The organism is Mucilaginibacter oryzae (assembly GCF_003148845.1).
Lineage (GTDB): Bacteria > Bacteroidota > Bacteroidia > Sphingobacteriales > Sphingobacteriaceae > Mucilaginibacter > Mucilaginibacter oryzae.
In genome coordinates, this window is sequence record NZ_QGHA01000001.1 from 686,309 (window position 1) to 698,248 (window position 11,940).

General features: G+C 49.5%; 13 protein-coding genes. 11 read left to right on the forward strand and 2 right to left on the reverse strand.

Going from position 1 to position 11,940, the window contains the following annotated elements; all coding sequences use genetic code 11:
* The first annotated feature begins 24 nt into the window (after positions 1 to 24).
* From LX99_RS02975 to LX99_RS02990, 4 genes are all read left to right on the forward strand, one after another.
* The gene (locus tag LX99_RS02975; RefSeq protein WP_109606232.1) at positions 25 to 1,104 is read left to right on the forward strand and encodes an efflux RND transporter periplasmic adaptor subunit; all 1,080 of its coding nucleotides are present in this window, start codon (positions 25 to 27) and stop codon (positions 1,102 to 1,104) included.
* The gene (locus LX99_RS02980) at positions 1,101 to 2,360 is read left to right on the forward strand and encodes an ABC transporter permease (RefSeq protein WP_022830855.1); all 1,260 of its coding nucleotides are present in this window, start codon (positions 1,101 to 1,103) and stop codon (positions 2,358 to 2,360) included. The genes LX99_RS02975 and LX99_RS02980 overlap by 4 nt, the downstream gene beginning before the upstream one ends.
* Position 2,361: 1 nt before the next feature.
* Positions 2,362 to 3,054 (forward strand): ABC transporter ATP-binding protein, encoded by a 693-nt coding sequence (locus LX99_RS02985; RefSeq protein WP_109606235.1) that lies wholly within the window; start codon positions 2,362 to 2,364, stop codon positions 3,052 to 3,054.
* A 238-nt stretch (positions 3,055 to 3,292) separates the two neighbouring features.
* Positions 3,293 to 4,165 carry a universal stress protein gene (locus LX99_RS02990; RefSeq protein ID WP_109606237.1) on the forward strand — a complete coding sequence of 291 codons (873 nt, stop codon included), beginning with the start codon at positions 3,293 to 3,295 and terminating at the stop codon, positions 4,163 to 4,165.
* A 201-nt stretch (positions 4,166 to 4,366) separates the two neighbouring features.
* Here the strand turns inward: LX99_RS02990 and queD are convergent, their stop codons facing one another.
* Positions 4,367 to 4,729 (reverse strand): 6-carboxytetrahydropterin synthase QueD, encoded by a 363-nt coding sequence (gene queD / locus LX99_RS02995; protein WP_109606239.1) that lies wholly within the window; start codon positions 4,727 to 4,729, stop codon positions 4,367 to 4,369.
* 231 nt (positions 4,730 to 4,960) lie between these two features.
* On the opposite strand from queD, the gene LX99_RS03000 reads away from it, so the two are divergent.
* Together LX99_RS03000 and LX99_RS03005 are read left to right on the forward strand one after the other, a co-directional pair.
* Positions 4,961 to 5,380, forward strand: a complete 420-nt coding sequence (locus LX99_RS03000) for a hypothetical protein (RefSeq protein ID WP_109606241.1) — start codon at positions 4,961 to 4,963, stop codon at positions 5,378 to 5,380.
* Positions 5,381 to 5,390: 10 nt separating this feature from the next.
* On the forward strand, positions 5,391 to 6,242 hold the full coding sequence (locus tag LX99_RS03005) for a universal stress protein (RefSeq protein ID WP_109606243.1): 852 nt from the start codon (positions 5,391 to 5,393) through the stop codon (positions 6,240 to 6,242).
* A gap of 62 nt (positions 6,243 to 6,304) precedes the next feature.
* Here the strand turns inward: LX99_RS03005 and LX99_RS03010 are convergent, their stop codons facing one another.
* On the reverse strand, positions 6,305 to 7,273 hold the full coding sequence (locus tag LX99_RS03010; protein ID WP_109606245.1) for a DUF542 domain-containing protein: 969 nt from the start codon (positions 7,271 to 7,273) through the stop codon (positions 6,305 to 6,307).
* Positions 7,274 to 7,675: 402 nt separating this feature from the next.
* On the opposite strand from LX99_RS03010, the gene LX99_RS03015 reads away from it, so the two are divergent.
* The 5 genes from LX99_RS03015 to adhP all read left to right on the forward strand — a co-directional run bounded on the left by LX99_RS03015 (position 7,676) and on the right by adhP (position 11,750).
* A complete protein-coding gene (locus LX99_RS03015; RefSeq protein WP_109606247.1) occupies positions 7,676 to 7,936 on the forward strand; it encodes a hypothetical protein in 261 nt (86 codons plus the stop codon).
* Entirely contained in the window at positions 7,920 to 9,290 is a 1,371-nt protein-coding gene (gene ccoG / locus LX99_RS03020) for a cytochrome c oxidase accessory protein CcoG (protein WP_109606250.1), read from the forward strand. The genes LX99_RS03015 and ccoG overlap by 17 nt, the downstream gene beginning before the upstream one ends.
* 3 nt (positions 9,291 to 9,293) lie before the next feature.
* The gene (locus tag LX99_RS03025) at positions 9,294 to 9,716 is read left to right on the forward strand and encodes a FixH family protein (protein ID WP_109606252.1); all 423 of its coding nucleotides are present in this window, start codon (positions 9,294 to 9,296) and stop codon (positions 9,714 to 9,716) included.
* On the forward strand, positions 9,713 to 10,402 hold the full coding sequence (locus LX99_RS03030; protein WP_109606254.1) for a sulfite exporter TauE/SafE family protein: 690 nt from the start codon (positions 9,713 to 9,715) through the stop codon (positions 10,400 to 10,402). Before LX99_RS03025 ends, LX99_RS03030 begins: the two co-directional genes overlap by 4 nt.
* A 313-nt stretch (positions 10,403 to 10,715) precedes the next feature.
* Positions 10,716 to 11,750 carry an alcohol dehydrogenase AdhP gene (gene adhP / locus LX99_RS03035; RefSeq protein WP_109606256.1) on the forward strand — a complete coding sequence of 345 codons (1,035 nt, stop codon included), beginning with the start codon at positions 10,716 to 10,718 and terminating at the stop codon, positions 11,748 to 11,750.
* The last annotated feature ends 190 nt before the right edge of the window (positions 11,751 to 11,940 follow it).

Below are 11,940 nucleotides of genomic sequence, written 5' to 3' on the forward strand. Positions count from 1 at the left end.
GTAAACTGTTTTCAATCATTTGTTATGCGCAGCAAGTTACCGTACCTACTTTTGCTCAGCCTGTTTGCCTGTAAAAACAGGCAGGAAAGGGTCCGCCCGGTCCTTTCATCTATTTCCGAGTCTGTTTATGCCTCCGGCACACTGAAAAGCGGTAATCAATACCAGGCCTTTGCCACGGTTAGCGGCGTAATCAGGAAACGGTTTGTAGAGGTGGGGGATGCGATATCCGTGAATACCCCCATATTACTGATCAGCCGGGAAACACAGCAATTAAACAAGGAAAATGCCGAATTAAGCGCGACCTACGCCTCCGCCGCGGCTAACCGGGGTAAACTGGAAGCTGCCCGCCAGGAAATGGAAACCGCACATAACCAAATGCTCAATGATTCGGTACTGCTGGTACGGCAGCGCGCACTGTGGCAGCAGGATATCGGTACCAAAGTACAGCTGGAAAACCGGGATTTAGCTGCGAAACAAAGCCGGACAGCCTGGTACACCGCCGCCGTAAAACTGAAAGACCTTCAGCGGGAAATCAGTTTTAACGCCGCCCAAAGCAGGAATAACCTGCAGCTTAACAGGCACCTGGAAGATGATTTTATCCTGCGGAGCAAAGTGAACGGTAAGGTATATGCATTGTTTAAAGAAAACGGCGAATCGGTAACCCCGCAAACGCCACTGGCCCTGCTGGGTGGTAACGACGGGTTTCTGCTGGAGATGCAGGTAGACGAATATGACATTGCCCGCGTAGCCACCGGGCAAAAGGTACTGGTAACCATGGATAGCTATAAGGGAAAGGTTTTTGAGGCTGTGGTTACTAAAATTTACCCTGCCATGAACGAACGCAGCAAAACCTTCCTGGTGGAAGCCGCCTTCACCAGGCCGCCCGCTAAACTATTTCCCAATGCCACGCTGGAAGCCAATATCATTATCAGCACCAAAAAAAACGCGCTGCTTATCCCCCGGTTTTGCCTTCTGAACGATTCTACCGTTCTGATGTCGGACGGGAAGCCGCGGACCATAAAAACCGGGTTGAGTGATTACAGCCAGGTGGAAGTGTTAACCGGTATTGACCGGCAGGACGAACTTTTAAAACCAAAGCCGTGAGCCTGAAACTGATCATCGAGATAGCCCGCTCATTATTGCTGGCACGCTGGCGCCAAACGCTGGTTGCGGCTATCGGTGTAACCTTTAGCATCACCATGTTTATAGCTTTGCTCAGTTTTATGGGCGGCCTTAATAAATTGCTGGATGGCCTGGTGGTGAACAGAACGCCACACATCCGGTTATACAGCGATGTGGAAGCGGCCAAACACCAACCGATAGAATTATCGCCGGAGTTTAGTGGTTATCATCATTTTATCAGCTCGGTTAAACCGGTATCCAAATCCCCGGCAATCCATAACGCGTTGCCTGTAATGAAGGCGCTTGAAAATGATCCGCAGGTGTTGGGCGTTTCGCCCCGGGTTAGCACCCAGGTGTTTTACAATATCGGCGCCACACAACTGAACGGTTTGGTGAGCGGCATTGATGTTTTACTGGAAAACCGACTGTTCTCCTTCAGCGATTATGTAACCGAGGGCAGGTTTGTGGATTTAAAAAACACGCCGAACAGCATTTTATTGGGTAAAGGTGTTGCCGTCAAAATGCTGGCCCATATCGGCGATGTTATCCATATCACAACTGTTACCGGCGAACAGTTTCCGCTAAAGGTAGCGGGAATTTACCAAACCGGCCTCCAGCAAGTTGATGATGAACAAAGCTACGTATCAGTAGCAACGGCGCAAAAAATCATAGGAGCATCCAATAATTATATAACCGATATCGAGGTTAAACTGAAAGACATTACCCGGGCGCCTGCACTGGCCGCAACCTACCGGCAACGCTTTGATGTGGATGCTATTGACATACAAACCGCCAATTCTGAATTTGAGACCGGGAACTTTATCCGGACACTGATTTCCTATTCGGTGGGCGTAACCTTACTGATTGTTGCCGGTTTCGGAATTTATAACATCCTGAATATGATGATCTATGAAAAGCTGGACACTATCGCCATCTTAAAAGCGGTAGGTTTTTCGGGCAGGGATGTAAACGGCATTTTTAACGCCATCGCTTTAAGTATCGGGTTGTTCGGCGGCGTGTTCGGGCTTTTACTCGGTTACGGCCTATCCGCCGTTATCGCGCATATCCCCTTCAACACCACCGCCTTGCCTACAATCAAAACCTACCCGATTGATTTTAACCCCAGGTTTTACCTGATAGGCGGGGTATTTTCGATGGTTACCACTTACCTGGCCGGTTATTTCCCCTCCCGTAAGGCAAGCAGGGTTGATCCGGTCATTATCATCAGGGGGAAATAACATGAACGATACACTTTTACAGGCCACGGCCATCTCCAAATATTTCCACGATCCGCAAACCATACAGATCCTGAAGGAAGTTAGTTTTTCGCTTGAGCGGGGCGAGTTCGCTTCCATTATCGGGAAATCCGGCTGCGGCAAATCAACGCTGCTTTACATTCTTTCTACAATGGATACGGATTATGAAGGCGGGCTGAAAATAGATGGCCGCGAGATGAAAGGGCGCAGCGAACAGGAACTGGCAAACGTTCGCAATGAAAAGATCGGCTTTGTATTCCAGTTCCACTATTTGCTCAATGAATTCTCGGTACTGCGCAACGTTATGCTGCCGGGACTTAAACTGGGCAAAATTTCGGCGCAGGAAGTGGAACACCGCGCTATGGAGAAGCTAAAGATACTGGGTATTGCCGACGAAGCGCTCAAAAACCCCAACCAGCTATCGGGCGGGCAAAAACAAAGGGTAGCCATAGCGCGAGCGCTCATTAACAATCCGGTAATTATTATGGGCGATGAACCTACCGGGAACCTGGATAAAAAAAACACAGAGATTGTTTTTGACATTTTTAAAGAACTGGCCGAAAGCTATCACCAGACACTGCTGGTAGTTACGCACGACAACGCCTTTGCCGAACGTACGCACCGGATCATCACCATGGAAGATGGCATGATCCTCCCGCCGGGAAGACCCAAATAAACAATAAAGCATATCGATTAAAATGATGTACAAATACCTGTTTAAAACTGACCGACATCAAACTTCAGCGTCCCGGCCATCATATGTAGAGCCTGTGATACGGTGTTTCATCACACCGCTTTCGGAGGCGGGTGTTGTCGTTTTAAATAATGTAACTTCTTTAGATCATGTGATACGGTGAAAACACCGACCACAGGCTCGAACTATAATTTACCTGCAAAATCAATTTATAAATATCATGAAAAAAATACTTGTTCTGACCGATCTGAGCGCCACAGCGGCCAATGCGGCCTCCGCAGCGCTCCCGCTTTGCTGCGCCCTGCACACCAACCTGGTATTACTGCATACCTGGACCCCGCAACCGGTACTGGCAGAATATCCCAACAACTCCCGGATTATTGACGCCCTGCTTTATGGCGAGCAATCTAAAGGGCAACTGGAAGCCTTAAAAGAAAATTTAAAGGAAGAACTGGCAGGCTTGCCGCCACCGGAAAGGCTGCCATCCATTGACTGGCGCCATGAAGACGGATCGCTCAGGGATTGCGTACAAATTCAGCTGCACCATAAGGATATCGAAATGCTGGTGATGGGCAGCCGCACAGGCGGCAAGCTGGACCACTTGTTTCTGGGCAGTGATACCCGCGCAGTGATTGATCATAGTAACCGCCCTGTATTGGTAGTTCCGGATGGTAAAAAGATGGGGCCGATAAAAAAGGTAACCTTTGCCAGCGACCTGAATGATGGCGACCTGCGCGCGGTTCATTACCTCACCAGGATAGGTCGGCTGATAGGTTTTGAACTGGAGATCATCCACGTGGTGATTTACGGCTCGCAGGAAGACGACGCGGTATTACGCCAGGAGCAGTTTAAAAAGCATGTGGATAAATTCCGTTTCCCTGATATCAGCTACCGCAATATTTATGGGGAGAATATAACCGACCGGCTAAGCCACCATTGCCACGAAAACGGATCGCACCTGCTGGCCCTTTGCCATGACCGGCACAGTTTCTGGAGCAGGCTTTTTGGAGGCAGCCAGAGTGTTAAACTGCTGGATAAACAACAGTTGCCCTTACTGGTGATTCCCGCAAACCTGGAAACCGGGGGACTTTGATAAGCGCATTTCCGGGCATTTAGCTTGCACTTAGTCGCCTTTTATTATAGAGGGCTGAATGATACCAACGGTGCAGCAGTTGCTTAGTTAACAGGTGACCGGCAGCGTCACCTGTTAACTGCTTATATTCTGCCTCATCACCATGTGCAAGCACCCGTTTCTATTGCCGGGCGGGCGAATTCCACAGAACCGGTTTTTTAATCAATCGGCTCCGCCCTCGTAAATAACACCCGAGGTAGGCGTTTCTTTCAGTTCAATCCTGCTCAATCCGGGTATCTCCGGTTGGATGCCGCGCCATAGCCAGCGCGCTACATTTTCGGCAGTAGGGTTTTGCAGTCCTGCAATCTCATTGAGCATGGCATGGTCCAGTTGGTCAACCAGAGGTTTAACTACGGCCTTCAAATCTTTAAAATCAATCACCCAACCTTCTTCGGCACTAACGGCGCCCGATACATAAACGGTTAAATGATAAGTGTGTCCATGTACCCGGCGGCAACGGTGCCCCTCCGGTACGTTGGGCAAAAAATGGGCGGCATCGAACGTAAATTGCTTATATATAGTCATAAATCGCTTTTAAGAGTGTAACCAATCAGATTACACCATCCCAAAATTGCATGGTAATGCCCGGCCATAAAATGCGCAGGATCATAAAATTTCCTGATCCATGCACTGGATTTTCAGAATAAAGCCCGGTATAGCAAACCGCGGCAGGATCACAGGAAAAAATGATACGCATCACTTTTCAGCCCAACGTCAATCCCCAACTTTACCTCAACAAAACAAGCGTGTAAAGCCATGAGTAACTTATTAGCGGATACCGAACTGGAAACCGAATTACAGGAACTATTTATCCAGGCCCGCCACTGGCAGGACGATATTTACTTTTTAGAGGATGAGATCCGCTTTTTCAGAAATATCCTGCTTAAATATGATACAGCACCGGCTGAAAACAACCGGCCGGAAGCGGAGTTACGCCAAATGATCGAAAACCAGGAAAGCCGGTTGGCAAACTTAAAGAGCGCGGTTCCTGAATTTATAGTGTTCCTGAAACCTTATGTAGGGGATAACATACAAGCCATGGACCTGAACTTCCTGGAACGTTACAATGACCTGCAAAATGAGTTGACCGCTCTGTTCGCGGGGATCAAAAAAACAAAAACAAAACTTTTTGCCTATGCCGAAACGGTAATGGCGGGCAACCTCACCACTATATAATCCTCAACTAATGAAGACGATAGCTGTATTGACAGATCAAAGTTCGGGCGCCCATACCGCGGCGCGCTACGCCCTGCACCTGGCAAAAAAAATGAAGGCCAATGTATTGTTATTTAATCTTGCGCCGGTACCGGCAACTGTGCTGCAGCTGCAAACCGCCGGTGCCGAACAGGAAATGGAGGAAACCGAAGTTAACAGCCTTACCGCTTATACCTTGCAACTGGAGCAGGAATTGGCAGCAAGCTCTTTTACCGGCAGCTGGCTACCGCAGATCAGTTTCGATGTAGAAAATACCGAACTGGTAGATATCATGACCGCTATAGATGCGCATAAGGATATTGCCATGGTGGTGTGCGGTGTTCCTGATGAGGAAGAACTGGCAGATTATGTTTTGGGCGATACCTGTAGCCGCGTTATTGACTGGGCCCGGATCCCCGTTATGGTTGTGCCCCGGGGTGCGGCCCGGATGAACCCCGAAAAAATAGCCTATGCTGCCACATTGAAAGAGGAAGATCTGCAAAGCATCGGGGAACTGGGAGAATTGATGGAAGCGTTCGCGGCCGAACTGATGGTAGCTCACCTATACCGGTCTATACCGGATAAAGCAGTGAAAGCCAAAGAACGGGCGCTGCAAACCGCGCTTTACCGTAACCTGAACTGTGGCGCTGTTTATTTCCGCAGCGTTGACGACAGCCGGCCCCTGGGCGACTGGAAATGGCTGAAAGCTAACAAGCCCACTGATATTATGGCGCTGATGCTGCGCCCGAAAGAGGAAATGAAACAATTTTTTAAACGCGGTAAAAATGATCAGGCAACTTATCACATCACCGTACCGGTAATCATCATGCCCAAACGGCCCTGAACATTGCCATACAACCGGACGGCCGCACCTTTTCGGGAACGGCCTTCCGGTGAAGAAAAGGATCAAACCTGTGCCTGCCGCAGCCGGAGTTCATGATCATTCCGGATAGCGGCCGGAAAAAGGATATTATTTTCCAGGTGCAAATGCATCTGCAGGTCATCTTCAAACTCCTGCAATATCTTGTAAAGAATCCGGAACCCGTGCGTCACATAGTCGGGCGGCTGATAGCCCCGGGTAAGCTGCCTGATCTGCGAAAAAGCATCAAACATCCGTTCATGAGCGGCATCCATGGCGTAAACAAGCTGCTTTAGCGGGCCCCGCTCAGGTGCAGTTAGCGGCTTTCCCGACTTCAGCGCATAGGCTACATCGGTAAAGTAAGGAAAAAGCACTTCTTCTTCCTGCTCCATATCAGCGGTCAGCCTTTCTGCCATCTTTATTACCAGCTTGCGCAATTCATACAGCTCGGTATATTTAGCCCCGTACGAACGGGTAATCTTATCACTCGTTTCCAGCAGGAATGGCAGGTTGGCACGTACATAGCCGTGGTGCAGATCGACCAGATATTTACAAAAAAAGCCGGTATCCCAGTGCGGGAAGTCCATCGCGGGATAGGCAATATCCGGTAGTTCGCCCTGCAGTTTTAACATTACCTTATCTACATCCAGTTGCATTTCCTCACAAACTTCGGTAAGGGTACGGCTACCACCGCAGCTAAAGTCTATTCCAAATTCTTTAAATACGGCTGCTTTACGCGGGTCGTTGATAACGATCCGGCCAATGCTGTCCTCGCCGTTTAAATCGGCCCGTTTAACTAATTTCACCTGCCAAACCTCCGGCCCGCTTTCCAGGTTTTTCCAGCTAAAGTTCCGGCCGGTATGTTCAATCAACCGAAAATATAACGACCTGGGATCACGGTCAAGGTTCAATACCAGGCGACCGCCCACAGGCAGGCAGCTGAATTTTTCCAGCAGCAAATCGCCCGCCAGGCTTTCCTCAATAGCGGTTATATCTAAGATCTCCGGTCCGTCCATTCAAAAATTCAATTTTCAAATTTATCCTGCCCGGCACCATCATAAAATGATACAAGTCACAATTTGCCGCTGTGCACCTGATTTGATGAAGCGAATTGCTGTATAGTTTGCCTAAACACATCTTGTAATCGGTGTAAACAAAGGCTTAACAGCGGCAGTATGGTAAGCGGTTTCTCGCTTTGTATCCATAGCGAGTGATTTACGGGGCGCTATTTTTAATCATTCGCAACGTTTAACAAGCCTTAACTATGCTTACAGCCGTTTTTTACGATACCCTCGCGTGGCAGCTGCTGAAATATCAACAATCCAAAAAAGTGACCTGAATCACATTTAAACGTACCCGGCATCATTCTGCTGCTCCGGCGCGCTTTATAGTTTTACAGCCATAAAAGATAGTAGTTTATGCAGCCGGAAAAATCTGATGATTACCACAACAATGCCCCAAACTTTGGCGCTGCTGCCATCATCCGGGGCATTGCCAAAGTGATGCCGGCCCGGGAAAAACAATTATCGCCTAAACAGATCCAGGACGTAGTAAAATCTATCAAATCCATTCACGTAACGAACGCCGCTCATCCGAAAGCGCCGCAGGGCGAAAGGGAAGCGGAGTACGGACCACAAAACAAACCTCTAAATCATAATACTCATGGACTTATCAGCTGATGTACAGGCGGGAAAGAGAAAGTGGATGTATCCGCTGATCCGCAAAGGCAGATTTTATCAATGGCGCAGTTACCTGAGCTATGTGTACCTGATCTTCTTTTTTTCAGGGCCATTTATCAGGATAGGCGGCCAGCCATTGCTGCTGCTCAACTTTATGGACCGGCAATTTGTTATACTGGGGCAGGCGTTCTGGCCGCAGGATATCTTCCTGTTTGTACTGGCCACCCTTATATTCCTGGTTTGCGTGGTGCTGTTCACCATAGCGTTTGGCCGCATTTTTTGTGGCTGGATCTGCCCCCAGACCATTTTTATGGAGATGGTGTTCAGGCGTATAGAAGTATGGATTGAGGGAGAACCGGCGGCACGCAAAAAACTCGATGCCGGCCCCTGGACCAGGCAGAAGATCTGGAAAAAATCCCTGAAACACGTAATCTTAGTATTCATTTCGTTCCTGATTGCCAATACTTTCCTGGCTTACCTTATCGGTAGCCCGGCGCTGTTACGGATAATTACTGAACCGATAGCGCAACATGTTACCGGTTTTATCAGCATCTGGGTTTTTACAGTGGTATTTTACCTGGTGTACAGCCAGGTGCGTGAAATTGTGTGTACCCTGATCTGTCCTTATGGCCGCCTGCAAACAGTGCTGATCGACCCGCATACACTGGTGGTTGCCTATGATGAGGTACGCGGCGAACCACGCGGAAAACTACAGAAAAATGCCGATGTACTTAACCTGCACGGCGACTGTGTAGATTGCGGGCTTTGCGTGTCGGTTTGCCCTACGGGGATAGACATCCGTAAGGGAACACAGCTGGAATGTATCAATTGTACGGCCTGTATTGATGCCTGCGACCAGGTTATGGATAAGATCGGGAAACCACGCAACCTTATCGGTTATTTTTCGGAAAATATGATCCATGCCAAAGAAAAACCTTCCTTTACGGTACGCATGAAAGCCTACGCGGCAGTGATCACCATTTTGTTCAGCGTGTTGGGTTATTTTGTTTTTAGCCGCAGCGATATGGATATGACGGTGTTGCGCGGTGCAGGCATGCTTTACCAGCAACAGCCCGGGGGCATGATCAGCAATATTTATAACGCGGAGATCATTAATAAAACCAATCATGACCGGACCATCAGTATTACTGCAGACAATCCCGACATCCGGATCAAGTACATCCAGGCCCCTGCAACCGTAGCTAAAGGCGGGATGGTTAAAACCATATTTTTTGTGATGATGCCTGAAAAGGACATTCATGCCGCCAAAACCGATATCCAACTTAAACTGATTTTTAACAACCGGGTAATTCAAACGGTGAAAACCACCTTTGTAGGGCCTGAAAACGATTAAGCTATGAACTGGGGAAAAGCACTGGTTATCGGAATGACCTTATTCATTCTTTTTATTTCAGCCATGGGTGTACGGATGTTCCTGTTGCCGGGCGACGATTACGATCATCAATATTATGAAAAAGGGCTTACCTTTAACCGGGACCTGGAACGGGAAAAACAGGTTACAACCGACCATGCAACGCCCGTTATTAAACAGAACGGCCAAACGCTGTACCTCACTTTTAAAACTCCGCTAACCGGCTCAGTCCGTTTTGAGCGGCCGTCTGATCAGCGGCAGGACCGCTCTTTCCCTTTAAAGCCGGATGCGGCTAACAAAGTAACGCTCCCGGTAACCGGGCTGGCCGCCGGGAGATGGCAACTGACCATGAACTGGCAGAACGAGGGTAAAGCCTATTTATATCACCAGGAAATCACTATCCGATGAGCACCGCAGCAATCGCCTTTTTTATCGGGTTATTCGGCAGCGTTCATTGCATTGGCATGTGCGGGCCGCTGGCCTTTTCTATTCCGTCGTTTCATGCCCAATGGTGGCGGGTGGTGCTGGATAAGGTGATCTATAACCTGGGGCGCCTGTTTTCTTATACATTGCTCGGCTTTTTAACCGGCCTGCTCGGGAGGCAGCTTTGGCTGTTGGGCCTGCAGCAGGGTGTCAGTATTATTAGCGGGCTGCTCATCATGGGCGCGGGCCTTTCCCGTATCCTGAAAATCCGTTTTACGCAAAGCCGCCGCCTGGCGCCCCTGCTTCAGCCTTTAAATAAACTGATCGTATACGCGCTGAAACAACGGGCCGGGCACCTCATTGTAGGTATCCTGAACGGTTTCCTTCCCTGCGGCTTTGTTTATATCGCGCTGGTTGGCGCGGTCAACACCGGTACCCCTGCGGCTTCTGCCGTTTATATGTTTTGGTTTGGGGCGGGTACATTTCCATTAATGCTGGCCGCTACGGTCAGCTCCGGGTTTGTTGGCCCTGCACTTCGCCGCCGTATCAATAAGGGTATCCCCTACCTGATGGTTTGCCTCGGGGTTTGGTTTACGTTGCGCGGGCTCGCGCTTAATATCCCCTATCTAAGCCCTGCCAAACAGGAAAGCAGCATACAGGTTTGCCATTAAAATGATGGCAGTAACCGTTAAATGCTAACCTATTTAAGGCAAAATAATATCCATTACGGCACTTCTTCAAACCAATACCGCAGCCTCCGGAAAGTGACCTCAATCATTTTTAAGCAGGTATCGGGTCATGGTGGATACAGCCGCTTACCATGATATTTGTTTCATAAAACTATCAGTGACGCAGCAAATCAAAAGCGCAGCCAACGGCTACCACAAAAGGCGCCGGTAAACGCGCCGCCTGGTTCCTGTTCGCGCTGATCTTCCGGGGTAACCTGCTCATGTTCATCTTATTTATGTTATAAAATATACCGTTATGATCCCAAAAACTATGAAAGCCGCCGTGATCCGTGAATTCGGACAGCCGCTGCAAATTGAAGAAGTACCCGTTAAGATGCCCGCAGATGATCAGATCCTGGTTCGCGTGGTGGCCTGCGGCGTATGCCATACCGACCTGCATGCCTGCAACGGCGACTGGCCGGTAAAACCCCACCTGCCGCTGATTCCCGGCCATGAGGCCATCGGCTATGTGGCAGCTGTCGGCTCCCGGGTTACCGGCGTAAATGAAGGCGATATTGTTGGCGTTCCCTGGCTTCACAGCGCCTGCGGTTGCTGTGAGTTTTGTATTACCGGCTGGGAAACCCTTTGCGGCACCCAACAAAACGGCGGTTACAGCGTAGACGGTGGTTTTGCCGAGTATGTGCTGGCCGACCCGCGTTACGTAGCTCATTTTCCGGCGGGTGTTGACTTTGCTCAAATGGCGCCCATCATCTGCGCGGGTGTTACCGTTTATAAAGGATTGAAAGAAACCGAAGTGAAACCCGGCGAGTGGGTAGCCATTTCGGGGATCGGCGGCCTGGGCCACCTGGCTGTACAATATGCAAAAGCCATGGGCATGCATGTGGCCGCGATTGACGTAGCTGACGATAAGCTGGCACTTGCCCGCGAACTGGGCGCCGACCTTACTGTTAACGCACTGAACCAGGATCCCGGCGCATACCTGCAACAACAGGCGGGCGGCATGCATGGCGTACTGGTTACCGCCGTATCGCCCGTTGCATTTGAACAAGGTATTTCCGCGCTGCGCCGCAAGGGCACCATCGCCCTGAACGGCCTGCCCAAAGGTAGTTTTGACCTCCCTATTTTTGATACCGTACTGAACCGTTACACCGTGCGCGGCTCAATTGTAGGCACCCGTAAGGATATGCAGGAAGCCGTGGAATTTGCGGTGGAAGGCAAAGTTAAGGCAACCATCCATAAAGCCAAGCTGGAAGATATTAACGACGTTTTTGACCAGATGAAGGCAGGTAAGATTGACGGCCGGATTGTGCTGGAAATCGGTCAGCCCTGAATTGTATGACTATGACAAAGGGTGTTTTCTGATTACCCCCCAGGGTTCGTAGCGAAGCCTGCGGTTGGAGATCAGGAAATACATCGCCGGATTTTTAATGATACCCCGGATGATCAACATCGCGCACCTGTGTGCCTGTTGCTTGTCCGGGGTTATCATATTATGCCTTTCGCTATCACCTGCCACGAAG

Bases quoted from the DNA above. Each gene is read 5' to 3' on its own strand.
- LX99_RS03000 (WP_109606241.1), top strand. From the start codon at position 4,961: ATGAGTAACTTATTAGCGGATACCGAACTGGAAACCGAATTACAGGAA.
- LX99_RS03010 (WP_109606245.1), bottom strand. From the start codon at position 7,273: ATGGACGGACCGGAGATCTTAGATATAACCGCTATTGAGGAAAGCCTG.
- LX99_RS03015 (WP_109606247.1), top strand. From the start codon at position 7,676: ATGCAGCCGGAAAAATCTGATGATTACCACAACAATGCCCCAAACTTT.
- LX99_RS02990 (WP_109606237.1), top strand. From the start codon at position 3,293: ATGAAAAAAATACTTGTTCTGACCGATCTGAGCGCCACAGCGGCCAAT.
- LX99_RS03005 (WP_109606243.1), top strand. From the start codon at position 5,391: ATGAAGACGATAGCTGTATTGACAGATCAAAGTTCGGGCGCCCATACC.
- ccoG (WP_109606250.1), top strand. From the start codon at position 7,920: ATGGACTTATCAGCTGATGTACAGGCGGGAAAGAGAAAGTGGATGTAT.
- LX99_RS02985 (WP_109606235.1), top strand. From the start codon at position 2,362: ATGAACGATACACTTTTACAGGCCACGGCCATCTCCAAATATTTCCAC.
- LX99_RS03030 (WP_109606254.1), top strand. From the start codon at position 9,713: ATGAGCACCGCAGCAATCGCCTTTTTTATCGGGTTATTCGGCAGCGTT.
- adhP (WP_109606256.1), top strand. From the start codon at position 10,716: ATGATCCCAAAAACTATGAAAGCCGCCGTGATCCGTGAATTCGGACAG.
- LX99_RS02975 (WP_109606232.1), top strand. From the start codon at position 25: ATGCGCAGCAAGTTACCGTACCTACTTTTGCTCAGCCTGTTTGCCTGT.
- LX99_RS03025 (WP_109606252.1), top strand. From the start codon at position 9,294: ATGAACTGGGGAAAAGCACTGGTTATCGGAATGACCTTATTCATTCTT.
- queD (WP_109606239.1), bottom strand. From the start codon at position 4,729: ATGACTATATATAAGCAATTTACGTTCGATGCCGCCCATTTTTTGCCC.